This is a genomic window from Selenobaculum gibii (genome assembly GCF_030273445.1).
Lineage (GTDB): Bacteria > Bacillota > Negativicutes > ICN-92133 > ICN-92133 > Selenobaculum > Selenobaculum gibii.
In genome coordinates, this window is sequence record NZ_CP120678.1 from 2,576,392 (window position 1) to 2,598,628 (window position 22,237).

27 protein-coding genes, 9 tRNA genes and 1 riboswitch are annotated in these 22,237 nt (G+C 33.4%); of the genes, 4 read left to right on the forward strand and 32 right to left on the reverse strand.

Features of this window, described 5'->3' with window-relative positions; translation table 11 throughout:
- Positions 1–59: 59 nt before the first annotated feature.
- From P3F81_RS12305 to P3F81_RS12375, 15 genes are all read right to left on the reverse strand, one after another.
- Positions 60–1,202, reverse strand: coding sequence for a DUF932 domain-containing protein (locus P3F81_RS12305; protein WP_147669525.1), 1,143 nt, complete (start codon positions 1,200–1,202; stop codon positions 60–62).
- Between the two features lie 114 nt (positions 1,203–1,316).
- A complete protein-coding gene (locus P3F81_RS12310) occupies positions 1,317–1,721 on the reverse strand; it encodes a PH domain-containing protein (RefSeq protein ID WP_147669524.1) in 405 nt (134 codons plus the stop codon).
- A gap of 37 nt (positions 1,722–1,758) precedes the next feature.
- Positions 1,759–1,962 (reverse strand): hypothetical protein, encoded by a 204-nt coding sequence (locus tag P3F81_RS12315; protein ID WP_147669523.1) that lies wholly within the window; start codon positions 1,960–1,962, stop codon positions 1,759–1,761.
- Positions 1,963–2,000: 38 nt separating this feature from the next.
- Positions 2,001–2,213 carry a hypothetical protein gene (locus tag P3F81_RS12320; protein ID WP_147669522.1) on the reverse strand — a complete coding sequence of 71 codons (213 nt, stop codon included), beginning with the start codon at positions 2,211–2,213 and terminating at the stop codon, positions 2,001–2,003.
- A 71-nt stretch (positions 2,214–2,284) separates the two neighbouring features.
- Positions 2,285–3,238, reverse strand: coding sequence for a hypothetical protein (locus tag P3F81_RS12325; protein ID WP_147669521.1), 954 nt, complete (start codon positions 3,236–3,238; stop codon positions 2,285–2,287).
- A gap of 34 nt (positions 3,239–3,272) precedes the next feature.
- The gene (locus P3F81_RS12330) at positions 3,273–3,878 is read right to left on the reverse strand and encodes a zinc ribbon domain-containing protein (protein ID WP_147669520.1); all 606 of its coding nucleotides are present in this window, start codon (positions 3,876–3,878) and stop codon (positions 3,273–3,275) included.
- 47 nt (positions 3,879–3,925) lie between these two features.
- The gene (locus tag P3F81_RS12335) at positions 3,926–4,171 is read right to left on the reverse strand and encodes a helix-turn-helix domain-containing protein (RefSeq protein ID WP_147669519.1); all 246 of its coding nucleotides are present in this window, start codon (positions 4,169–4,171) and stop codon (positions 3,926–3,928) included.
- A gap of 156 nt (positions 4,172–4,327) precedes the next feature.
- The gene (gene radC, locus P3F81_RS12340; protein WP_147669518.1) at positions 4,328–4,939 is read right to left on the reverse strand and encodes a RadC family protein; all 612 of its coding nucleotides are present in this window, start codon (positions 4,937–4,939) and stop codon (positions 4,328–4,330) included.
- A 148-nt stretch (positions 4,940–5,087) separates the two neighbouring features.
- On the reverse strand, positions 5,088–6,086 hold the full coding sequence (locus P3F81_RS12345) for a permease (RefSeq protein WP_147669517.1): 999 nt from the start codon (positions 6,084–6,086) through the stop codon (positions 5,088–5,090).
- A gap of 110 nt (positions 6,087–6,196) precedes the next feature.
- The gene (locus tag P3F81_RS12350) at positions 6,197–6,595 is read right to left on the reverse strand and encodes an arsenate reductase ArsC (protein ID WP_147669516.1); all 399 of its coding nucleotides are present in this window, start codon (positions 6,593–6,595) and stop codon (positions 6,197–6,199) included.
- Positions 6,596–6,621: 26 nt separating this feature from the next.
- A complete protein-coding gene (locus P3F81_RS12355) occupies positions 6,622–6,936 on the reverse strand; it encodes an ArsR/SmtB family transcription factor (RefSeq protein ID WP_147669515.1) in 315 nt (104 codons plus the stop codon).
- A gap of 121 nt (positions 6,937–7,057) precedes the next feature.
- The gene (gene arsA, locus P3F81_RS12360) at positions 7,058–8,812 is read right to left on the reverse strand and encodes an arsenical pump-driving ATPase (RefSeq protein WP_147669514.1); all 1,755 of its coding nucleotides are present in this window, start codon (positions 8,810–8,812) and stop codon (positions 7,058–7,060) included.
- Between the two features lie 21 nt (positions 8,813–8,833).
- On the reverse strand, positions 8,834–9,214 hold the full coding sequence (arsD, locus tag P3F81_RS12365) for an arsenite efflux transporter metallochaperone ArsD (protein ID WP_147669513.1): 381 nt from the start codon (positions 9,212–9,214) through the stop codon (positions 8,834–8,836).
- Between the two features lie 220 nt (positions 9,215–9,434).
- On the reverse strand, positions 9,435–9,725 hold the full coding sequence (locus tag P3F81_RS12370; RefSeq protein WP_147669512.1) for an ArsR/SmtB family transcription factor: 291 nt from the start codon (positions 9,723–9,725) through the stop codon (positions 9,435–9,437).
- A 29-nt stretch (positions 9,726–9,754) separates the two neighbouring features.
- The gene (locus P3F81_RS12375; protein ID WP_147669511.1) at positions 9,755–10,258 is read right to left on the reverse strand and encodes a GNAT family N-acetyltransferase; all 504 of its coding nucleotides are present in this window, start codon (positions 10,256–10,258) and stop codon (positions 9,755–9,757) included.
- 328 nt (positions 10,259–10,586) lie between these two features.
- Here P3F81_RS12375 and P3F81_RS12380 point away from each other — a divergent pair, with 328 nt between their 5' ends.
- On the forward strand, positions 10,587–10,712 hold the full coding sequence (locus P3F81_RS12380) for a helix-turn-helix domain-containing protein (RefSeq protein ID WP_147669510.1): 126 nt from the start codon (positions 10,587–10,589) through the stop codon (positions 10,710–10,712).
- 153 nt (positions 10,713–10,865) lie between these two features.
- Positions 10,866–11,060: a helix-turn-helix domain-containing protein gene (locus P3F81_RS12385; RefSeq protein ID WP_147669509.1), complete on the forward strand. Its 195-nt coding sequence runs from the start codon at positions 10,866–10,868 to the stop codon at positions 11,058–11,060.
- A 31-nt stretch (positions 11,061–11,091) separates the two neighbouring features.
- Here the strand turns inward: P3F81_RS12385 and P3F81_RS12390 are convergent, their stop codons facing one another.
- The 4 genes from P3F81_RS12390 to P3F81_RS12405 all read right to left on the reverse strand — a co-directional run bounded on the left by P3F81_RS12390 (position 11,092) and on the right by P3F81_RS12405 (position 13,545).
- On the reverse strand, positions 11,092–12,315 hold the full coding sequence (locus tag P3F81_RS12390; protein ID WP_147669508.1) for a tyrosine-type recombinase/integrase: 1,224 nt from the start codon (positions 12,313–12,315) through the stop codon (positions 11,092–11,094).
- A 68-nt stretch (positions 12,316–12,383) separates the two neighbouring features.
- The gene (locus P3F81_RS12395) at positions 12,384–12,611 is read right to left on the reverse strand and encodes a helix-turn-helix domain-containing protein (RefSeq protein ID WP_147669507.1); all 228 of its coding nucleotides are present in this window, start codon (positions 12,609–12,611) and stop codon (positions 12,384–12,386) included.
- Between the two features lie 51 nt (positions 12,612–12,662).
- The gene (locus P3F81_RS12400; RefSeq protein WP_309320485.1) at positions 12,663–13,175 is read right to left on the reverse strand and encodes a relaxase/mobilization nuclease domain-containing protein; all 513 of its coding nucleotides are present in this window, start codon (positions 13,173–13,175) and stop codon (positions 12,663–12,665) included.
- Positions 13,135–13,545, reverse strand: a complete 411-nt coding sequence (locus P3F81_RS12405; RefSeq protein ID WP_147669505.1) for a plasmid mobilization protein — start codon at positions 13,543–13,545, stop codon at positions 13,135–13,137. Before P3F81_RS12405 ends, P3F81_RS12400 begins: the two co-directional genes overlap by 41 nt.
- Positions 13,546–14,013: 468 nt before the next feature.
- Between P3F81_RS12405 and P3F81_RS12410 the strand changes: the two genes are divergently transcribed.
- Complete coding sequence (locus P3F81_RS12410) at positions 14,014–16,134, forward strand: hypothetical protein (protein WP_147669504.1); 2,121 nt, start codon at positions 14,014–14,016, stop codon at positions 16,132–16,134.
- A 58-nt stretch (positions 16,135–16,192) separates the two neighbouring features.
- Here P3F81_RS12410 and P3F81_RS12415 read toward each other — a convergent pair.
- Together P3F81_RS12415 and P3F81_RS12420 are read right to left on the reverse strand one after the other, a co-directional pair.
- Positions 16,193–16,266, reverse strand: a tRNA-Gly gene (locus P3F81_RS12415).
- Between the two features lie 109 nt (positions 16,267–16,375).
- Positions 16,376–17,602 carry an L-lactate MFS transporter gene (locus tag P3F81_RS12420; RefSeq protein WP_147669503.1) on the reverse strand — a complete coding sequence of 409 codons (1,227 nt, stop codon included), beginning with the start codon at positions 17,600–17,602 and terminating at the stop codon, positions 16,376–16,378.
- 82 nt (positions 17,603–17,684) lie between these two features.
- A riboswitch (ZMP/ZTP riboswitch) is annotated at positions 17,685–17,767 on the reverse strand.
- Positions 17,768–18,031: 264 nt separating this feature from the next.
- Here P3F81_RS12420 and P3F81_RS12425 point away from each other — a divergent pair.
- Positions 18,032–18,172: a hypothetical protein gene (locus tag P3F81_RS12425; protein ID WP_177504585.1), complete on the forward strand. Its 141-nt coding sequence runs from the start codon at positions 18,032–18,034 to the stop codon at positions 18,170–18,172.
- Between the two features lie 62 nt (positions 18,173–18,234).
- Here P3F81_RS12425 and P3F81_RS12430 read toward each other — a convergent pair whose 3' ends face one another.
- The 11 genes from P3F81_RS12430 to purB all read right to left on the reverse strand — a co-directional run bounded on the left by P3F81_RS12430 (position 18,235) and on the right by purB (position 21,966).
- Positions 18,235–18,471, reverse strand: coding sequence for a DUF2164 family protein (locus P3F81_RS12430; protein WP_147669502.1), 237 nt, complete (start codon positions 18,469–18,471; stop codon positions 18,235–18,237).
- Positions 18,472–18,552: 81 nt separating this feature from the next.
- Positions 18,553–18,628, reverse strand: a tRNA-Val gene (locus tag P3F81_RS12435).
- Between the two features lie 9 nt (positions 18,629–18,637).
- Positions 18,638–18,712: transfer RNA gene (locus P3F81_RS12440), tRNA-Glu, on the reverse strand.
- 4 nt (positions 18,713–18,716) lie between these two features.
- Positions 18,717–18,792 (reverse strand) — tRNA-Lys (locus P3F81_RS12445).
- 12 nt (positions 18,793–18,804) lie between these two features.
- A tRNA-Phe gene (locus tag P3F81_RS12450) sits at positions 18,805–18,880 on the reverse strand.
- A gap of 4 nt (positions 18,881–18,884) precedes the next feature.
- Positions 18,885–18,961: transfer RNA gene (locus P3F81_RS12455), tRNA-Asp, on the reverse strand.
- An 18-nt stretch (positions 18,962–18,979) separates the two neighbouring features.
- Positions 18,980–19,055: transfer RNA gene (locus P3F81_RS12460), tRNA-Val, on the reverse strand.
- Between the two features lie 9 nt (positions 19,056–19,064).
- A tRNA-Glu gene (locus P3F81_RS12465) sits at positions 19,065–19,139 on the reverse strand.
- 4 nt (positions 19,140–19,143) lie between these two features.
- Positions 19,144–19,219 (reverse strand) — tRNA-Lys (locus P3F81_RS12470).
- Positions 19,220–19,349: 130 nt separating this feature from the next.
- Positions 19,350–20,633: an adenylosuccinate synthase gene (locus tag P3F81_RS12475; protein ID WP_147669501.1), complete on the reverse strand. Its 1,284-nt coding sequence runs from the start codon at positions 20,631–20,633 to the stop codon at positions 19,350–19,352.
- Between the two features lie 40 nt (positions 20,634–20,673).
- Positions 20,674–21,966 (reverse strand): adenylosuccinate lyase, encoded by a 1,293-nt coding sequence (purB, locus tag P3F81_RS12480; RefSeq protein ID WP_147669500.1) that lies wholly within the window; start codon positions 21,964–21,966, stop codon positions 20,674–20,676.
- Positions 21,967–22,237 lie beyond the last annotated feature (271 nt).

A 22,237-nucleotide genomic window follows, 5' to 3' on the forward strand; every position in this document is an offset into this window, starting at 1 on the left:
TATTGATTTTTACAAGCTATTTCATGACTATCATATTTTATAAAAATTTCCCTTCCTCCTTATCTTGCAATAGAAAGTACATTTTTATTTTTCATCGGTGTGACGTTTTTCATGGAGTGAACTATATCATTATTAACTTTATGGTAATCTGCTGCTACCAATTGATTCTTTATCGGTAATGCAAGTAGTTCTCCGCCTAATCTTTCTAATTCTGTAGCACGGTTATAATCTTCTATATCTTGGCTAGATCTTGTGATTGCATTGATTAAACCAAATCTTGAGTTATCTCCTGCCATAATAAAATGTCTTAGTATACTGCCTCGTTCATTTTGATTGAGTATATATTTATCTGCTAATATTTCTACCGTTTTAATCGGATCATCACCTGTAGATTCTTGTTTTGTTTGACGAAGCTTATCTACAGATAACATAAATTTCGCTTCATCTACGGCACATCTTACGGTATCTTGGACTTTCATAAAGAAGGCTTTATCATCGGCTTCTAAGGTTTCATCTCGATAGATTTCATAGGCAAATTCTTCGCTTTCTACCTGCTTCCCTACATGGTATCTCTTTTGCGCATAATCTTTGACAATTAAGCCATTTTTACAAACTAAGCGGTAAATTAATGGCTCTACTTTTAAACTACCTAAGCCAACTTCGCTATTTGAAATAACAATCCCAGCTTGTACTACGTCGTTTACTGCAACTTCGGCTTTTAGCTTTTTGTTAATTACCTTGATATACATGTGAGTATCGGTAATATCTGCGGAAACGATTTCTCCCCCTTTCATTTCTTTAATAATCGGCAGTACTGCTTCGGCTAATTCTAGGTTATCTAATCTACGGTAACGGTCGGATAAAAAGGCTCTGATATTCGTATCTAAGGTACGAAGCATTCTGCGTTCACCATTTTTGTTAAACCAGCTATTAATATTTTCATCTAATAGCGATGGATATTCCAGTCGCATTTTCTGATAATACTTCAATGGAATCTGTAATCGACTGGCAATTTGCTGATGGGCGAGGTCATTAACATTAAAGATTTGATTTGTATTTCCTAGGTCTACATCTAATTGGCTTTGTCCGTGGTCGTTGGTGGTAATCATAAGGCTACGGGTATCGGCAATAAAATCTTTTCTTGCCATGCGTTGACGTTCTAATTCTTTGCATAATTCGATTAATGTTTTTCCTTGTTTCATGGTAAATTCCTCATTTCTTTATTATTTTATTGTGAATAAGTGGATTACTTTGTTGATAAATACCCATAAAAATAGCGGATAAGCTTTTTATTGCTTATCCGCTAAAATTTATATCTATTGCATTTCATATAAAATGTGTTTTACCTCATTTATTTTTTCTTTTTTTACTACAATTGTATAAGTATCTTTAAGTGTACTTATATGTATTACATTGTCATGATTTCCTGCATAGTTTATTGACTGAATATTTTTTATTGGAAATTCATGTACTAATGTTCCCAAAAGTCTCTTTAATAAAATAATAATTCTCTTATCCGTTACAATTAACATATCATCACTAAACAGGCATACTGCCAATGGGTCTTTTGTATATGTAGCAAAATCAAGAAATAATATCTTTTCTTTTTCAAATAAAATTTTTTCAGCCTTAGGAAGTCCTCCATATTTTAATATTTTGTTAATTTCTATATCTGAATAATTTAATTCTTCTAGTTGATATTTAATCATTTCTTTTAACATAAAATCATTTTCCTTTTATATAAAATTAATTCTCTTCTTATTTATCAATATTAAAATAATTTGCAAACCAAACACTATCCCAATGACTTGCTACCATCCATAAACAAATTAATGTTATCCCTATGCGTACAGGCTTAGGAAACTTTGCCCCTGCCCACATTAAAATAATACCTACTGGTGGGATTATAATAAGCATTAATATAATAAACCACGTTGAGTAGTACCACTTTTTCTTTTCCATAACTACACATCTCCATTTTACTAAAATATAATTTCACTTTATGAACTTTGCTTTCCTACCCCACATATTCTTAAAATAATTGCAAGTGGGATAGTAATCCAGCCTAAAATAAATGCCATTATGATTTTTTCTAATATAAATTTTTGCAGATTAAATACATATGCTGTTTGCATTTTTAAAAGATTATGTTTCAAATAAGAATTTGCCATTGCTCCTGCCCAAATATAAATTCCAACAATAATTAAATCCATTATTTCCTCACTCTTTCACTATGTAACATTAGAGCTAAAATATTATGTTATGAACTGCATTGTTTTGCAGATCATTGAATACCTTCATCAATACAATCAAACGCGCCTTTATTATCATCCCATTCTAAACGATAAACTTGTTTCTTCGTTCTTACGCCATCTTGCTGATAAGTCAAATACAACCTCCCATTTATAGCACTAATCCACGGTTCACCATTAACCGTATTCTCGTAACTATCTGAACTAACATAAATATTCCAGCTATTATTTTTTTCATCATATCCCATTAGTAATGAATTTTTCATCATATCAACGATAAAAAATTCTCGTTGCGAATGATTTTCTTTGATTCTAAAAATTCGATATCCTTGTTCATTAGAAATTCTTTGATTATATACACTACTTTCATCTTTAGTAATGGTAAGGAAATCATCGGTATTGGTTATTTTTCTTACTGCAACACCTATTTTGTGATTGTTCACTATATACTGACGTTCATCTACATTTTTTTGATTTACATTTAAGGAATCGTCATTTAAAACTTCAAATAAGTTTTCCACAAGATTTGCTGATTTCTTATTTTCTTGTTTCTCACTAGACTTTTTTAAATCAGTAGGCAGTTGCTTGTTTTCATATGCAGCAAAAACCGTAGAAATTAAAGCACTATTTATTAATTCAATCTGTGGAACATCATTAAAGGATAATGCTCCTGCCTCAAAAGTGTCATCAGTATGAAGAATAAACTGTTCTCTAACATTCACGTCTGCATTTCTAAATTGACATCCACCGGAAAACTCAACAACTTCTGTTCCATCATCACTTTTGAAGTATTTCCATTGTGGATTCGAAAAGAATGCATCATATGCATCGCCTATTTTTATATTGGGATAATCGTGAAAATGACCATCTCTTATTATATTAGTACGTGGATCCATGCTTGTTATCATATTTGCTTTACCACCACAACCTACTATTACTAGACAAAATACAATTAAGCACAATAAACTTATCGTCCGTTTTTGCAAGCGAATCCCTTCTTTCTTACTCTTAAAATTAGAATTAATCAATTCTGATATCTATATTTGAATTAATTCTTTTTAGATGTTTCGTTAATTCTTTTACTTCATCCATAACTGTTGCGCTACAGGAAAAAGCAATCTGTCCTACTTTGGAAAAAATGACAACCTTTTTTTGTTTTATGAAAAGCAGCGCCATAATTGCTAGTATAGCTGCCACCAAGTTTCCGCCTGCTACTGTTGCAAGTAATCCAACAACCCCCAGTATAACCCATTTCCAAGAAAAAACTTTTTCTACAGATACTCCAGTGATATCATTAACGCTTAAATCTAAATTTTTCTTTGAATATTTTATAAACATAACCTCGTTATGTTGTCTTGAAGATAGGTCATTCCCTTTAATGGTTATACAGGTACGTTCCCTTTTCGGCATTACCCAAAGAAATACAAATCCTTCTTTATCGAATTTATACTCTTTTACTTCTTGGACTTCTAGTGAATTTAAATTGTCTACACTTGAATCCAACTCATTTTCCCTGATTTCTTCTATCACACTATTTACATTCCCCTTTTCAACTTTCCTAGCTCCACACTTCGCACAAAAATTCATATCCTCAGCTATTTCTTTTCCGCAATTCTCACAAAACATCTTCTCATTTTCCTTTCCACATATCAATTTTCAATGCTAAATTCACATCATTTATTAGATAAATCTTTAAACTTAAATAATTCCTCAATTTTTATTTCTAAAGCATCCGCTATTGCCATAAGCACAGGTAATGAAACAGCATTTTTTACTAATCCACGCTCAATTTGGGATAAATAACAACTACTAATGCTTACCTGTTCTGCTAATTTTGTTTGTGTTAATTTTCTATATCTCCGATAGTAGCAAACATTTAACCCTATTTGACGCATTTGCTCTTTATATGCTGATTTCATTGTAAAATTTTCTCACCTCACTCCATCTAAATTATCTCATAATTTGGCATTTATTCGCTTTAGAGAATAGTTATAATACTTTAACTACACCTTATATTTTTCAGTTTTTAAAATTATTTTTTTAATTACTAATAAAAACAGCAACTAAAATTTTTATTAGTTGCTGCCCATTAAATCTTGCTCCTTAAAGCTAAAATATGTATTTTTACCAATTATCACATGGTCGAGAACTTTGATATTTACAATATCTCCTGCTTTTACGACAACTTCTGTCATCCGTTTATCTTCCGCACTTGGGGACGGTTCTGAACTAGGATGATTATGGACTAAGATAATATGACTTGCCATGAGTTTTATTGCCGGGGAAAAGATTTCTCTAGGTGATGCTAAACTCGCATTGATTGTGCCTTTAGATATAAGTCTTTGACCAATAATATGATTTTTTGTGTTTAGCATAAGTATGCGAAATTCTTCTTGCTGTAAATCTTCCATATCGCTAAAATAGTCTGCAATATCTTGTGGTGATGAGATTTTTGTAATTTGTTTAGATTGCCCCTTTTGCACACGTGATAAAAGCTCTTTAATACATGCTAATTTGTGTAGCTTACTTTGTCCTAATCCTTTTGTATTTTTTGCATCTACCGCTGATGTGTGCATGACAACACCATATATCGTTTGATATTCTGCAATAAGCTGATTTGCCGTAGATTCTTGGATGAAGGTACTTAACAATTCTTCATCTGACAATTTTTCTAAATCTGATTCCATTTTTTAAATCCTCCCCAAAATAGAATTGGCACTAGCTAAATCAATAGCTAGTGCCTTTATGTATGTTCCTATGTTCCTTTGCAAGGGCTCCTCGTTATATGCGAAGGCTTGCAAGTTATTCATGGTTATAATATATAATTGAAACAGTTTATAATAACGACGATGAAAAAGCATTGAAAAAATATCCAATGATCAAGATTCCCACTGCTACAATTCCAACAAATACCCCTAATAATTTAGGTTTAAGCACATTACTAAGCATAATAATAGATGGCAAAGATAATGCTGTAACTGCCATCATAAAGGCAAGTATCGTACCTGCTGGTACTCCTGCTAAATAAAGAGCTTCAGCTATCGGCAATGTTCCAAAAATATCAGCATAAATCGGCACACCAATCATTGTTACAATCAACACCCCAAATGGATTATCATCGCCAAGAACCGCTAGTATCATCTCTTGTGGTACCCAATTATGAATCAATGCACCTACCCCAACCCCAACTAAGATATATTGATAAACATTCTTTACGATTAACATCGTATCCGTTTTCGCATACTCAAGGCGTTGTCGTTGATTAAACTCTTCTGATTCACTATATAACTCACGAACCGGCTGCGTATATTCTCTCATTTCTTGATCAAGTTTCAACATACTAATCAAAATTCCACCAATCACAGCTAAAACCAAACCAACCACTACATACGCAATCGAGAAGTTCACCCCAAAGAACGACATTAACATCAGCATTGATGCTAAATCAACGAGTGGCGAAGAAATCAAAAATGAAAACGTCAGCCCCATCGGAAGTCCCGCTCTAGTAAAGCCAATAAAAATTGGTACACTTGAACAAGAACAAAATGGCGTAACTGTACCTAATAAAGCTGCGATAATATTTCCTGTAATACCATCAAATTTAGACAAAATCTTCTTTGTCCGTTCTGGTGGAAAATACGATTGAATATACGTGATCATAAAAATCAGAGTAAATAGCAGCAGCATGATCTTGATTGTATCATAAATAAAGAAATGTACACTCCCCCACAACGGTTCCATAACATCAAGACCTAAGTTGCTTATCATGATATTGCTAATAAAATTTGCTAGCCACTTCATGCCTAGCACTTGTTCAATAAAAAAATCAAACATGAAATTACCTCCTAAGTAACACATCAAAAAAATTTGTTTTGTAAATTCAAATTAAAAGCGCGTTTTTACGCGCACCTTTATATTCACTTTTCTTGGTTTAGCAATTATTTTTATAACTTCTCTAATTTTATTTTTGCAACCAATTCTTCAATTTTCAATTTAATCAAGTTTCTTGTTTTTCGAAATTCCTCATCACCTTTACCCGATGGATCATCTAAGCCCCAATCTTCACGATGACTGCATTTTACCATCGGACAATTTACATTACACCCCATTGTAATCACAATATCCACTTCTGGAATATCCGTTAATAGCTTTGAACGTTGACTAATCTCCATATCAATACCTATTTCCTTCATGATGCGTACTGCATCTTGGTTAATCTGGGGTTTTGTTTCCGTACCAGCCGAAAAACTTTCCATAACTTCTAACCCCAATACTTTTCCAAATGCCTCTGCCATCTGCGACCTACAAGAATTATGTACACAAATAAAAGCTACTTTTTTCATTTCTGACACTCCCCATTTTATTGCGATTAATCATTACACTTAACCGTATTTCCTAGCTTACTAAAGCCATATTGTGAATCAACATCCTCTAATAATTGCACTAAAAACGGATATTTATCGTAAATATGCCCAGCGATTTGATAATACACCCATTGTCCTTTTTTTTCTGCATAAATTAAACCAAGCAATCGTAATCTATTTAACTGCTTCGATGTCGCCGACTGGGATATTTTAAGCAAATTTTCAATCTCACATGCACATTTACTGCCATTTCGCAAATAGCATAAAATTGCTAATCTATTGGCATCCGCTAAACCTTTTAATATATCAACATATTCCATCCGTAATTCACCTACTACAATAACAGTTTCTCCACTATAATCACTATTTGTAAATTTATTATATCATATTACTAAGCAAAAATTAGATGTACAAAATATTGCACATCTAATTTTTTCATTACTACTCATGAATCAATTCTACTAATTTATCCCCTTTGATTTCTTCCCCTTTCCAAGGAATCACAATAAAATTTCCACATGCTATTTCATCTACTTTATTAATCCAAGGAATTTCACCAGTAGCCTTTGCTTTTAGAAGTGGACTTTGTGTATTTGATTTTAACATACTAGAATTGATTGCCCACCATTTATTATGGATGCCTGCACGTTTCAAATCTGCTTGCAAACGCATTGCTTCATAAACAGGTGTAGCTTCCGGCAAAGTTACAATCACGACTGCAGTTTCCGCTTCATCACGCAATCTTGGCAAGAGATTCTTTACAGATTCCGGCATATCACCATGCGTTCTTTCGACTTCTTTGTGATAGCTTTGCGTAGCATCTAATAGTAATAACGTATGTCCCGTTGGTGCAGTATCAATCACAATAATTTCATCATCTGCTTTTTCTACAATGTCAGCGAAAGCACGGAATACTGCAATTTCTTGTGTACACGGTGAGCGCAAATCTTCTTCAACATAAGCGATATCATCTTCGGTCATCGTTTCTCGCGCCTTATTCAATACTTCCTCTTGATATTTTTTCAATTCCAGCTTTTCATCAATCTTGCTTACAGTAATCCCTAAACCATCTTTTATGACAAATTTTAAATGATCAGCTGGATCCGTCGTCGTTAAATGTACCTTTTCCCCTTTACTTGCCAAACCAATCGCAATCGACGCTGCAAGTGTTGTCTTGCCTACACCACCTTTACCCATCGTAAAAATAACGCGTTTTTTCGATGCATGCAAGTCGCCAATTAAATCTTTTACCGTTTTTAATTGAGGCGTATTTAACTTATAATCATTTACCTCTAAAGAATCTTTCGTTAGCATCATTCTAATATTTTGAATTCCCGTCAAATTATATGACCGAAGCGGAATACTATACGTTGCAAGATCTGCTATCTCAACTGGAATACTTTGCATTGCCCTTTGTTGTTTTTTGTATAAAGCATCCGCAACTTCATCATTTTCTACATCCAATTCTAGCACACCATTAATAACTAGAATTTGATTTTCTACCCCTAATTCTTTTAACTCTTTAGAGGCACGTGCTGCCTCTTGCAATGGTGCATAATCAGGGCGGGTTACTAATACAAGCGTTGTTTTATCACTATTAGCAAGCATTTTTACTGCTTCTTTATAAATTTCTTTTCTATCTTCTAGCCCTGCTAATTGCCCCAAACAAGATGCGCCATGCGTACTTTCACTGATAAAATTACTCCACGCCGATGGCAATTGTAACATTCTAAGCGTATGCCCCGTCGGTGCTGTATCAAAAATTATATAATCGTATTCTTTTTGCATTTTTTTATCTGTAATAAAATTAGAAAACTCATTAAATGCTGCAATTTCTACTGTACATGAACCAGATAATTGTTCCTCCATATTTTTTATTACACTATCGGGTAACTTACCTTTATATGGTTCAATTACTGAATCACGGTATTCACGTGCAGCCTCTTCTGGATTTAAGTTTGCTACAACTAAATTTGGATTTTCACTAATTGCTGTCCCTTTACTAGATAAATCCATACCAAATACATCTTGTAAATTAGATGCTGGATCAGTGCTAACTAAAAAAACTTTTTCACCATTATCTGCTAAAGTCATTGCTGTCGCACAAGCCGTAGATGTTTTTCCAACACCGCCTTTACCTGTGAAAAACAAATATTTAGTAAAATTTATTGCATCCACCCTAAATTGTTTATCCATACAAACGCCTCCTATTTATTTTTAACAACAACCATTGCCACCACAGCATCCACCTAATTTTTTATGTTTCATTTTTGGCATTTTGGAAAATTCTTCTTTTGCAAGTCCAGTCCATGCCGCAAATTCATCATTCGTTGGATACGCACGGCTTTTCACAACTTCTCCATTTACAAGGGTAATAGGCAATATTTTTTCATTATGTTCACGTAATAATTCATTGACTTTTGTATTCATGATAAAAGCTTGCGGATTACTAGATAATCCATACCGTATAATCTTTATCCCTTTCTTCTCAATGTTGTTAATCACCGTTGCTACTCTAAGCAATTCTTTATCAATACTAGGACCACATATCCCTGTTGAACAACACATTGCAGGATCAAATATTTCAATTTTACTCATAGCAAAAACTCCTTTTTATATTAGCTACACGCTAATTTATTTTCACCTTGTATATGACTATATTACAATATATTCATATACAGGATAAACTGTTCCGATTTATATTTTTTCAAATCAAATTTATTTTATACATTATTAAATCAAATTATTTTGATATATTTTTCAAAAAATATAAATCGAATAAACTTATATTTTTATCATATCAACTTTTTTTGATTTGTCAAGAATTATTTAAAAATAACTCCGAAATAAAGTCACACGCAAATATTTTTTGAAATGAATTTATACAAATACTATAAAAGTTCCATTTTCCTTCTGGATGTATAGAGATCAAACCTGCATCTAATAACATTTTTAAGTGGTATGATAATTTACTTTGACTCATCCCTGTTTTTTCAGTCAACTCACATACGCAAACTCGTTCTTTACTTTTGATTATTCTAAGTAACTCTATCCTTAACGGCTCTGATAAAGCTTTAAAAATTAAAACTTGTTCTTCTAAACTTTTCATCGTCAATCTCCAAAATATCTTTCTTGTTTTTATTTAATACCAATTACAGTACTTCTTCGTTCCATAAGAACGACATCATGCCATTTTCCTGTACTTTTCATTTTAGCAAGTTTCTCACGTATACCAATTTTTTTAAACCCACACTTTTCATGTAGGAAAATACTTGCTTCATTTTCTTTTATAATCGCAGAATATAGTGACCAAAATCCTTGTTTTTCTGATTCTAATACCAAATAATTCAATAGAAATGCACCCATTCCTTTTCCCCTAAAAACCTCATCAATATATAAGCTAACTTCACCAACACCTTGGTAGCAGCAACGTGATGATGCTGGACTAATTGCCACCCATCCTTCAACTTCACCCTGTACAATTGCTACAAAACGACATGCTATCGTGTGTCCAGAGTTCCAGGTTTCCCACTCTGGTGCATCCGTCTGGAAAGTTGCCAAATTGCTATGTATCCCTTGTAAATAAATTTTTTTTACTCTTTCCCAATGATTTTCTGTCATTTTTTCTATTAAGTACTGCATTACTACTCTCCCCTTTTTAGTAGTTTATTATGAAAATCTCAATTTTAAACTATTTAATATTCTAGAAATATTATAGTTTTCTTTTTATTATATACTATACCCATTCTTCTTTATAGAAATATTTCCGGTCCCCATGCCAAGAAGGCGTTAAGACAAAAATTCTTAACGCCTGAATCTATATCTAAATCAATTTTCCGAAATTGCATTATTACTGGTGAATGCGAGGAGAATCAAACTTCTGTCCAATAAAATTTAATATAATTAGTCCTGTCCCTCCTTAAAATAACCTAACATAATATTAAATAACAATGTTAGGTGGTGAATAATCATGTATAATCAACAGCTATTAATGCACGCATCTGATGCAGCTAGTCTTTTAGGCTGTAGCAGTCAAGTGATTTATCAATTGATACAACGTGGCGAATTAAAAGCATTTAAAGCAGGCAGAGCATGAAAAATATCTTCTTCATCCGTTATTGATTATGCAAACTCCAGATTAAACAAGTAAAATTTGTTTTAATTATTTAAATTTGAATCTGATTGCTCAATACTTTCTTAATGATGTATTAACATCATATTAATAAATCATTGTGGAGGTACATTAATCATGTTTAATCAATATGAAGATTTAGTAACTGTAGAAGAACTTACTGAAATGCTAAACATCGGTAAAAATTCAGCTTACAAACTCCTAGCTTCTGGCAACCTAAAAGCATTTCGCATCAATCGCATTTGGAAAATTCCAAGACAATCTGTAACAGACTATGTTTATGCCCAAACAAAATCTCCCGCAACCAATTAGGGTTGCGGGATTTTTTGCCCTAATATTCAACTTATTTACTTCTTCCTATATCACTGTCCCTTAACTGTGCAATTTGATTAGATAAGATAGCCGTTGCTTCTTTGCGTTTTTCATCCAAATCATGAAGATATATTGACGTTGTCCTAATATTCGTGTGTCCCAACATTGTCTGAACTGTTGTTAATGCAGCTCCATTATTAAGCGCATACGTAGCTGCCATATGCCTTAGAGAATGTACAGTAATATGAGCAAGTCCACTTTCACCTATAATTGAATTCATCCAATTAGGCAAGCAAGTAGGAGTAACTGGAACCAGCTCTCCGTTTCTTCTCCTTACCGCCAAAAATACGTACCCATTTGGATTCTCATAATTATGTTCCAATAAATATTTCTCTTGAGTTTCACGGTGTTTTTCTAATAATGATAGCGTGTAATCATCAATATACAATTTACGTTCAGATTTTTCCGTCTTAGGTTTTGACACCTCATTCAAGCTACTTTTAATGTATTTTGTAGATTTATTTATATAAATTGATTTTTCTTCCCAGTCAATACAATCCCAAGTAAGAGCACTAAATTCCCCTTTTCTTGTTCCGGTAATCAATGCAATATAAAACATTGCCTTATGCTTTACTACCCGTGCTGTCTCTGGTAAAGATTCAATAATTTGAAGAAACATTTTTAACTGTTGTTCATTCCATATTGGCAACCTATGATAATTAGGTTTAGGAAGGTCACTTTTAGCGATTTGTTGGCAGGGATTTTTGTCTATGTACTTCCATTCAACCGCTTTATTTAAGATTAAATTCAGAAGTTTAAAATGCTTATGTATACTTGTCGCAGATAATTTACCCCCTTGTTTGTTGCTTCGCCTATTGATATTAGGCTGCTTTAAATTTTCTATAAAATCTAAAATCCTATCTGTTGATAGCTTTTTTAGTGGAATTCCATAAAAAGCTGGCAACAACCTATTTTTCAATAAATCATTATGATTTGCAGCTGTGGTCAATCCTAGCTTTGCATTATGTTTTTCTTTCCATATTTCCACAAACTTTCCGAAAGTAATTTTTCCACCATCATCAATTTTAGGCTTATTTGCGACCTCTAAATAAAATTTATCTAGCTCTTTCTGTGCGGCTCTTCTAGAAGTCGCCATAATTCTTTTTGTGTGCCTTTTTTGCTTTCCATTAATGTATCCACCTGAAATTCTAAGCTCCCATTTATTATTGCCATAATCAATAATTGAACCTGCCATTTTGCTCCCTCCAAAATAAAAAAGCGAAGCATCTGATTAAGACTGCTCCGCTTCTTTTATCTATTTTTTTAATTCATTGTCACTTTTACCCATGATGGTGTACTAAAATTTTTTTCAGCCCACTTCTCTAATTCTTTTAAGGAATAAACATACGCCTTTCCCATTTTTACTGCTGGTAAATATCCTTCCCGCGTCATTTTTAATACACGCGAATATTTTAGTTTATCTTCGAAAAATACCTCTACAACTTCTCTTGCCGTGAGAAATCTATCTTTAACTATCTGGTCTTTGCTCATTGCTACACCTCCTGTTTTACTGGTATGTATAGACTCTTTTAATTTTTTACATCAACAATACTTCATTCGTATTGGCTTTAAATGAGCCAATTCTAAAGATTCATTTATTTTGCATTTTATTTCATAAATGTAACTCCTGTTTACATTAACCCTTGATCCCTCTATATAGTCAATATTATTTGCGATATAGTGCACATGTAATATATCTGTATCTGTATGAACAGCCATTAAAACCTGATAATTTCCTCTAAATGTTGCAATCATATCGCATACATCTATTGCTACATCCATAAAATCAACTTCGGTAACTTCATCTGTTTCTTCTACACTTAAAATAAAGTGGTTATATGCTTTACCATTGCTCTGATTAAAAACTTTCTTTACTAACATCATTTCTTTATACGTATTAAAACAACTTACATTTGTTCCATAAATTAAATTTTCACTAGTTGCACAAAAATTTTCGATGTAATTAACTTTTCTGTGTAAAGATAGATAGTCGTTCTCTTTTTGATTTATTACTTTAAAAATTGCCATTTTTATCAACGATCCTTTCAATTGCACAATTAGCTCTGTCTTGATTGGCAACTAAATCCGCGCGCATTAAATCAATTACTGTTTGTGCATTCATTAAAACCCGTTTAACTTGTTCACTATCCATACCGTCCTTATAAAATTGCTGTTCTAAACCTACCATTTGACGTTCCAGATAATCAAGCTTTGATTGCACTCTATGATAATACTGATTCATTGTATTATGTAAAGAAGCTATATCTTTGCATATCGTTTTTCCATCTTCATAAACTACTACCTCATTACGTGTTATCAAACTACGTACAATTGCACTTACCGTCATTCCACTATCTTTCACCTTTTTGTCTAGTTCCATTTGTTCCCGTTCTGATACTCTTACCTGAATTGTTTTTTCTCTCATTTGATTCACCTCAAAATAAAAAATGATAAACCTTTTATTGGTTTATCATTGTGTTAGCATTGTATTAATTTTGTACTACAGCTTCTATCTTGGATATATATTTTCCCCCACATCCTAGAAATACTTTTGCTTCAAGTCTCTTAGTATATAATACTTCTGCATATTCCCTATATATATTACTTATATTTATTATATTGTTATAAATATTTTTATTTTAAATAATTATAATAACCTTTTTTTTGATTATTTTTCCTATGTCCAACAACTATATAATAGTTTTAATGGCGTATAACTTAGCGTAAACAATAGCGTAATATTTTTAATTCATGCTTTTTTATAATATAGAGCTGTTCTTTAACCATGGATAATCATTAATATATTTTTAAAATTAGGCTATCCGTTAAAGGACACGTTATAAATTTAGCGAAATTATAGCTTTAATAATATTTATGGAAAGTGGGTATCAAGTTGAATATGAATCAATCTATTAATATCAAATTAAATCCAGATATTTTTGAGCAAGATATTAAGCGAATATCAGAGGAAGAAACTCAAATAAATATCAAATTTAGCAATCCGTCCCGCTTAATTAACCAATTAGATAAAATTTTTAAGAATGAACAAGAAAAAGTAAGAAAAGAGGATTCCATTCAGAAACACCTGAATACTTTTAGTAATTATGTATTAAAGATATGTAACGTTTCACAAAATAACATAAATAGTGCATTGGGACATTTTAACATTTACAGCTCCCCTTCAAGTATTTTGACTGACAAAAAATCAAATAATAAAAATTCAACTGAATCTTTATCGACTGAACCAAATCCTTTAACCTCTTCTAATCCATCAACGGATAGTTGTAATCCTAATTCAATTTCTCAAGATAATATGATTTATAAATATAATACGTCTTTGCAAAAAGGATTATCTGAAATTAAAAATAATATTAAAAATTTAATTGATAAGAATACTTATCGTATACAACCCCCTATATGCCTTTGCTGGCAAAAACAATATGCAAACTGTCTTGAATGCATTTTACATAAATTTGAATTAGACTTTGTTATCCTTGATAAAACAATTATTTATTTCACTTCACAAAATGGCTCTTTACTCGTTTCTGGTAAAGATTTTAATAAATTATGCAAACACATTTCTAACTACTTTAACTCATCTCCTGACGACCTTAAATCATTATTACAACTACACTTCGCGCATCAAAATAATATTATTCCTGAAAAAAAGTACAAGGCTTCTATCCTCTATGGTTGCACTATAAATATGATTCACTATCAACTTGTCGATAGATTAATTAATCTTTATTACTCTACTCAAGTCATTAACAGTACTTCCAATGCACAAGAACGACAAAAAGAATATAAAAAATATTACCTTAAGCTTTTATATAAACATTTTTCTATTCCTGAAACAAACCTAACCTTAATTTCCAATATTTTTCAAATGAAATATCAACGTATACTAAAAGAATATCAAAATTCAACAAATCCCTTTTCAAAACTAATATTATTATTTTTTAATATCAGTAAAGGAAATACTAACATCATTGATAAAATCGCAATTATGTTAACCAAAATATATTTAGGTAAAAGTTACTTAAACGAGATAAACAACACATCGTCTAATTTTACAATTATCTTCTCTAAAAATATTTCCTTTATAAATAACTTTTTAAAAGATATTTTTTTATATCCACTTTCTACTATATCAAACGCACCTTTTATACAAAAAGAATTAGAACCTCTAGCATTTTCTTCAGACAAACGTAAACCATTTTGTCATCTAACAGAATACCCAGCTTCATACTTAAGCAATAAAGTTAATATCGGAGAACTTCTTAAAGATAAGCTTATGGGAAACATTGTTAATATTGATGCAAGTTCCACTGAAGCAGAGGTTCAAACATTTAGTAATCTTATTAATTCTAAAACTATAAAATATCAAGATGAGCATTTCTCTACTATTAATTATCAAAGTCCTGCACATTATATTAGAATATGTCAAGATTTATCATCTGTCGGCTTTAATACAGCTACAACAAGCCTTCAATACGATACTATTGATTGTACAGGGAATTTAGAAAACGCAGTTTATGAAAAATTAGATTCATATGAATTATTTTTTCTAGTTACTGGTTTTTTAAACTATGGACTTGATCTACTTTATAATGAAACCATTCCACAAAAGAAAATAATTAATCATAAAGAAGAAATTGATAAATTTATTAGTGAATACTGTGAAGAAGATTCTTCGGATAATAATACTTTTACAGAAATATTTTATCAAAAATATACTAAATGGTTTAATATGAAAATTCCATTGGAGCAAGAAATATCCAAAACCGATTTTATCAAATATATTAAAGCCAAATATAATGATCGCTATAAGAAAATTGAAGGTAAACATAATGGTCAACGAAAAAGTGCTAATGGAATAAAGAATTTACTCTTACATGAAGATAAAGTCGATGAATTTATCAAAAACTATCACGCAGAACCTTTTTCAAAAGAAAATTTTATTGAATATTTTCAAATTATACTAAACTCATATTTCCCTATAAGGTGCAAATAAGGTGCAGACACATAAAAATAGCCCTCACGACAACTGCCGTGAGGGCTTATATTCTCTATGGAGCGGGCGAAGGGAATCGAACCCTCGTATTCAGCTTGGGAAGCTGATGTTCTACCATTGAACTACGCCCGCCTATTTAACACTTATTAAGTTTACCACTTTTCTTTAGAAAATTCAATTAAATCTTATTGTTTTTGCAATATTTAAGATGTTACCAAGCTTGTTTAAATATTTCTTAGCTTCACGCCGTTTTTACAACTGTATTAGCTGATTTTGCAGCTATATGTTTTCCTTTATATTTTAATATCAATGCAATAAAGGCATTTACGAAAAAACAAACAACGAAAAAATATAAAATTGTGCTATAGCCATTTGTCGTTTCACGAAACAAAGAAACTAATGATGGACCGACTACCCCTGCAATTCCCCATGCAGTAAGAATGCGCCCATGAATTGCACTCAGCTGCTTAGTTCCAAAAATATCACTAAGATATGCTGGCATGCAGGAAAAACCTCCTCCATAGCAGCTGATAATCAAGAGAATCAAACCTTGAAAAACAAGTGCATCTGTAGTTAGAGCCAGCCTCCAAAAGGCTATCATTTGAATAAAAAAGAATAAAACATAGGTGAACCCTCTTCCAATATAATCAGAAACAGTAGACCAAACAATACGCCCAAGTCCATTCACTAATCCAATCACACCAACAATAGCAGCAGCCTCAGCGGCCGACATTTGTACAACCTCTTGCGCCATTGGAGATGCTACCGCTAAAAGGCCAATACCACAAGTAATATTCACAAAAAAAATCCACCAAAGTGCGCTAAATTGCCATGTTTTTAATGCTTCATTTGCCATAAATCCATGGACATTGCAATGAATTTTATTTTTTATTACGATCTCATTCTCAACAGGCGGTTTTAAATATAATGCTGAAGCGCCCATAACTAGCATATAAACAAAGCCTAAAATTAAAAAATTATAAACCAAGCCATACGTTGCCGTTAAATGCTGCATGACTGGCCCTGCAATTAAGCTGGCAAATCCAAATCCCATAATTGCAAGCCCGGTGGCAAATCCACGGTTATTCGGAAAATATTTTACAAGTGTCGATACTGGTGTGATATATCCCACACCCAAACCTATCCCGCCAATTACACCATAGAATAAATACAAAAGCATCAATGATTGTTGATAAAAGGCAAAGGCAGTACCAAACATCCCTAATCCAAAAAAGCACATTGAAACAAGACCACTTTTTTTCGGTCCATATTTTTCTACGAAATCACCTAAAAATCCAGCCGAAAGCCCCAAAAATAAAATAGCTAAAGAAAATGCCCATGTCGTTTCTTTTAAAGAAAATCCCATCTCCTGCATAATCGGACGCGTAAGAACGCTCCATGCATAAACACTTCCAATGCAGATGTGGATACCAATAGCGGCTAAAGCAATTAACCAACGATTTCTCATAAAATCAACCATCCTTCCTTTAATTAACACTAAAGATTTTAGAGAAATCTACCCAAACGACAAAAAACCGCCTGAGCATCATTCTCTTTGCCCAGACGGTCGGCTTTCATTGCTATGCAGTTCACGTGGTCACTTCCACTATATCCGTCAGTTCTGCACGGCATATTCATTTATATAGGAATTATAACAAGCATAAATTATACTGTCAATAAAAATAAATTTAATTAAAACTATATAATAAACCAACTGAAAATGCACAAACTAAAATTAATAAACTTTTAAGCTGTTACTAGTAGTTTTAACAAAACAATATTTTGTATACAGCAGTATTTCATTAAAAATATTTTGTATACATTTTGTAATCCCATTTACTAATTTTAAAAGGAATATATAATATAACTATAGTATATACGAAAGGTTGTGTCCTCTATGAAACAAGAAAAAGTTTCCTCTTGCCAGTATTGTTTTGAAGGTAAATGTTATGCCAATGCAGCTGTATCCCCCGAAGAATACGATTGCTATCAACCACAATGTCGCGATTGTAAATCTCAAACAAAAAAAGAAGCTTAATTTCCGATAAGCTTTATACGTAAAATATTAAAGAACGCAATTTTTATTGCGTTCTTTTTATTTCAACGTTTCTTTTTATATTCAAGTAAAAATAAATCTTCAATCTTATCTGTCATCAAGGCATGACAATCTGCAAGCGCTTGTTCATAAACGAACTCACCTATTTCTTCTAACATAAAATCAAGGTAAAATTGTGCTTTAAAATCACTTAATCTCGTCCCTGTTTCTTCTAAAAAAAATTCTCTAATCCTTTCCAAAGCTTCCTTATTTCTCTGTTTATCTAATTTAAAATCGGCCATATTATCAATCCTTTTATTTAGATAGCCCTATTGGATAAAAAAATAAACTCTATTCTAAATCGAATAGAGTATATAAGCTTATGGTGGGCGATAACAGGATCGAACTGCTGACATCCTGCTTGTAAGGCAGGCGCTCTCCCAGCTGAGCTAATCGCCCATGGAAAAATGGTGACCCGTACGAGATTCGAACTCGTGAAGCCGCCGTGAAAGGGCGGTGTCTTAACCGCTTGACCAACGGGCCACAATGGTGATCCACCCGCGACTCGAACGCGGGACACCCTGATTAAAAGTCAGGTGCTCTACCGACTGAGCTAGTGGATCAAAAAATTTAAATGGTGGCTCCGAGTGGAATCGAACCACTGACACGAGGATTTTCAGTCCTCTGCTCTACCGACTGAGCTACAGAGCCAAAATGGCGACCCGAAGGGGACTTGAACCCCTGACCTCCGCCGTGACAGGGCGGCATTCTAACCAACTAAACTACCGGGCCAAAAAACAAAAAGGTGAGTGGTGGGCGATAACAGGATCGAACTGCTGACATCCTGCTTGTAAGGCAGGCGCTCTCCCAGCTGAGCTAATCGCCCATATGAAATTGGTGACCCGTACGAGATTCGAACTCGTGAAGCCGCCGTGAAAGGGCGGTGTCTTAACCGCTTGACCAACGGGCCACAATGGTGATCCACCCGCGACTCGAACGCGGGACACCCTGATTAAAAGTCAGGTGCTCTACCGACTGAGCTAGTGGATCGTATTACTCACAAGACAATATTATAATGCAGATAAATATGCTTGTCAACATTTTTTTTGAAAATAAGGAATGGATAAGATTACCTTCCCATTCCCTATTTCATACACATTTAGATCTATCTGAACTAAACTTAAAACACTTCTTTTAATACAATTGTTTGCTCGCGACCTGGACCAACAGAAACAATACCAATCTTAATTCCTGTTACCTCTGCCATGCGTTCAATATATTTACGAGCTTTTTCAGGTAATTCATCATAGGATTGAGTGCCAGAAATATCTGTCATCCAACCTTCAAATGTTTCATATATAGGCTCAACTTCCCCTAATACTTTTAAGCTTGCAGGCATTTCATCTAGAATTTCGCCTTTATATTTATATCCTACACACATTTTGATTTTATCAAATGTATCTAAGATATCTAAACGCGTGATTGCCATATAGTCAATGCCACTTAATTGACCTGCGTAGCGAACTACACATGCATCAAACCATCCACAACGACGGGAACGCCCCGTAACTGTGCCAAATTCACGACCACATTCACGAATTTTTTCACCATATTCATTTAATTGTTCAGTTGGGAATGGGCCTTCACCAACACGCGTCGTGTAAGCTTTTACTACACCGACCACTGTATTAATTTTATTAGGACCAATGCCTGCCCCTACAGATACACCACCTGAAATCGGATGCGAAGATGTAACATAAGGGTAAGTACCATGGTCAAGATCAAGCATAGTTGCTTGCGCGCCCTCAAATAGTACTTTTTTGCCCGCATTTAATTCTTTATTTAGTAAAGAAGACGTATCGACTACATGTTTACGTAAACGATCTGCATAGCCAAGATACTCTTTTTTCACTGTTTCAAAGTCAAAACCTTCATGGTTATAAACAGCTTTTAATAATTTATTTTTAATCGCAAGATTTGTTTTTAGTTTTGCACTGAATTCTTCTTCATCCATTAAATCAACAATACGAATTCCTATGCGATCATCTTTATCGATATAACACGGACCAATCCCGCGTTTTGTCGTACCAATCTTTTTATCGCCACGAGCTTCCTCGAATAGCTCATCAATCGCTTTATGATATGGCATAATGACATGGGCACGGTTTGAAATTCGGATATCATCAATGGATACACCTTTTGCTACCATTCCGTCCATTTCTTCAAGCAATACCCCAGGATCAATAACTACGCCATTGGCGATTACGCATTTTTTCCCTTTATATAGAATACCCGATGGCAATAAACGTAATTTAAATTCTTTTCCTTTTACAACAACAGTATGACCTGCATTGCTGCCACCTTGATAACGAACGACAACATCAGCTTTTTCAGCTAAATAGTCAACGATTTTACCTTTACCTTCATCGCCCCATTGGGTTCCCATTACGACAACTGATGACATAATATACACCTCTTTATTAAGCCCACAAAAGCAGCTTTTATTATAGACCGAAACGAGCCATGATAGTATCTACATAGCGTAAGTAGTAAGAATACTCAAAGCAAGCCTCAATTTCTTCGTGAGACAAGTATTTTTTAATATCTTCATCGTTAAATACATTTGTTTTGAAATCTTGGCCTTCCATCCATTTCGCCATTGCATTTCTTTGTACCCATTTATATGCATCTTCACGAAGTACACCTTTACTTACAATCGCAAGCAATAAGCGTTGACTGAAAATAAGTCCGCCAGTTTTTTCAATATTTGCTTTCATTGCATCTGGATATACCAATAATTTATCCACAATATTTGTGAATTTGCGTAAGCAATAATCCACAGTAATTGTGCTGTCTGGTAAAATTACACGTTCTACGGAAGAATGCGTAATATCACGTTCATGCCATAAAGATACGTTCTCTAAAGATGCAAGTGCGTTACCACGAACGATACGAGCAAGCCCTGCTACGCGTTCGCAAGTAATTGGGTTACGTTTATGCGGCATTGCTGAAGAACCCTTTTGGCCTGGGCTGAAGTATTCTTCAACTTCACGGATGTCTGTTCTTTGCAAGTTACGAACTTCTGTCGCAAATTTTTCAAGTGAACTTGCCACGATAGCAAGAGATGTCATATATTCGGCATGGCGATCTCTTTGAATAACTTGTGTAGCTAGATTAGCTGCTTTAATACCCATTTTTTCACAAACGTATTTTTCGATGAATGGATCAATGTTTGCATACGTTCCAACAGCACCAGAAATTTTGCCTACTGCAACGCTTTCTCTTGCTGCTTTTACACGTACAATATTACGTTCCACTTCATCTAACCAAAGTGCAAATTTTAATCCTAATGTCATTGGCTCAGCATGAATCCCATGTGTTCTGCCAATGCAAACTGTATATTTGTGTTCCGCCGCACGACGTTTTAATACATCACGGAATTTTTCTAAATCTTCAATAATGATATCAGCAGAGCGTTTCATCATTACCCCAAGTGCTGTATCTTTAACATCACTTGAAGTCAACCCTTTGTGTATGTATTTTGAATCGTCGCCTACATATTCAGCCACATTTGTTAAAAATGCAATAATATCATGATTTGTTACTTTTTCAATTTCTTTCACTCTATCAAGATCGAAAGTCGCTTTCTCTCTAATATTTTTTACCGCTTCTTTAGGAATTTGACCAAGTTCGGCCATAGCTTCACAAGCAGCAATTTCAATATCAAGCATTACTTCAAATTCATGTTGTAGAGTCCAGATAGCACCCATCTCAGGGTTGGTATAACGTTCAATCATTCCTCAATATCCTCCTCAATATATCACTGACATTTCTATGCCACGTGAATGCAAAATGTATCAACAAATAGTATTGCCCAAACACAAAAAAACAACGCAAATAGGCATAAAATTTACGCCTGCATTTGTGTCTCTAAATTTATTCTCTTCTTATCCTTGATTATCATAGCATTTATTTGCAAGTAGTGTCAAATACTTATTAGTCTGTAATGACAAAAGCCCTATTTCTAGAACAAATATCCACATTCATTGGATTTTCTTTGAAATAGGG

Bases quoted from the DNA above. Each gene is read 5' to 3' on its own strand.
- P3F81_RS12430 (WP_147669502.1), bottom strand. From the start codon at position 18,471: ATGGCCGATTTTAAATTAGATAAACAGAGAAATAAGGAAGCTTTGGAA.
- P3F81_RS12320 (WP_147669522.1), bottom strand. From the start codon at position 2,213: ATGGATTTAATTATTGTTGGAATTTATATTTGGGCAGGAGCAATGGCA.
- P3F81_RS12350 (WP_147669516.1), bottom strand. From the start codon at position 6,595: ATGAAAAAAGTAGCTTTTATTTGTGTACATAATTCTTGTAGGTCGCAG.
- P3F81_RS12345 (WP_147669517.1), bottom strand. From the start codon at position 6,086: ATGTTTGATTTTTTTATTGAACAAGTGCTAGGCATGAAGTGGCTAGCA.
- P3F81_RS12355 (WP_147669515.1), bottom strand. From the start codon at position 6,936: ATGGAATATGTTGATATATTAAAAGGTTTAGCGGATGCCAATAGATTA.
- arsD (WP_147669513.1), bottom strand. From the start codon at position 9,214: ATGAGTAAAATTGAAATATTTGATCCTGCAATGTGTTGTTCAACAGGG.
- P3F81_RS12315 (WP_147669523.1), bottom strand. From the start codon at position 1,962: ATGGAAAAGAAAAAGTGGTACTACTCAACGTGGTTTATTATATTAATG.
- P3F81_RS12390 (WP_147669508.1), bottom strand. From the start codon at position 12,315: ATGGCAGGTTCAATTATTGATTATGGCAATAATAAATGGGAGCTTAGA.
- P3F81_RS12385 (WP_147669509.1), top strand. From the start codon at position 10,866: ATGTTTAATCAATATGAAGATTTAGTAACTGTAGAAGAACTTACTGAA.
- P3F81_RS12335 (WP_147669519.1), bottom strand. From the start codon at position 4,171: ATGAAATCAGCATATAAAGAGCAAATGCGTCAAATAGGGTTAAATGTT.
- P3F81_RS12305 (WP_147669525.1), bottom strand. From the start codon at position 1,202: ATGAAACAAGGAAAAACATTAATCGAATTATGCAAAGAATTAGAACGT.
- P3F81_RS12405 (WP_147669505.1), bottom strand. From the start codon at position 13,545: ATGAGAGAAAAAACAATTCAGGTAAGAGTATCAGAACGGGAACAAATG.
- P3F81_RS12380 (WP_147669510.1), top strand. From the start codon at position 10,587: ATGTATAATCAACAGCTATTAATGCACGCATCTGATGCAGCTAGTCTT.
- P3F81_RS12375 (WP_147669511.1), bottom strand. From the start codon at position 10,258: ATGCAGTACTTAATAGAAAAAATGACAGAAAATCATTGGGAAAGAGTA.
- P3F81_RS12420 (WP_147669503.1), bottom strand. From the start codon at position 17,602: ATGAGAAATCGTTGGTTAATTGCTTTAGCCGCTATTGGTATCCACATC.
- P3F81_RS12475 (WP_147669501.1), bottom strand. From the start codon at position 20,633: ATGTCATCAGTTGTCGTAATGGGAACCCAATGGGGCGATGAAGGTAAA.
- arsA (WP_147669514.1), bottom strand. From the start codon at position 8,812: ATGGATAAACAATTTAGGGTGGATGCAATAAATTTTACTAAATATTTG.
- purB (WP_147669500.1), bottom strand. From the start codon at position 21,966: ATGATTGAACGTTATACCAACCCTGAGATGGGTGCTATCTGGACTCTA.
- P3F81_RS12395 (WP_147669507.1), bottom strand. From the start codon at position 12,611: ATGAGCAAAGACCAGATAGTTAAAGATAGATTTCTCACGGCAAGAGAA.
- P3F81_RS12425 (WP_177504585.1), top strand. From the start codon at position 18,032: ATGAAACAAGAAAAAGTTTCCTCTTGCCAGTATTGTTTTGAAGGTAAA.
- P3F81_RS12330 (WP_147669520.1), bottom strand. From the start codon at position 3,878: ATGTTTTGTGAGAATTGCGGAAAAGAAATAGCTGAGGATATGAATTTT.
- radC (WP_147669518.1), bottom strand. From the start codon at position 4,939: ATGGAATCAGATTTAGAAAAATTGTCAGATGAAGAATTGTTAAGTACC.
- P3F81_RS12310 (WP_147669524.1), bottom strand. From the start codon at position 1,721: ATGTTAAAAGAAATGATTAAATATCAACTAGAAGAATTAAATTATTCA.
- P3F81_RS12370 (WP_147669512.1), bottom strand. From the start codon at position 9,725: ATGAAAAGTTTAGAAGAACAAGTTTTAATTTTTAAAGCTTTATCAGAG.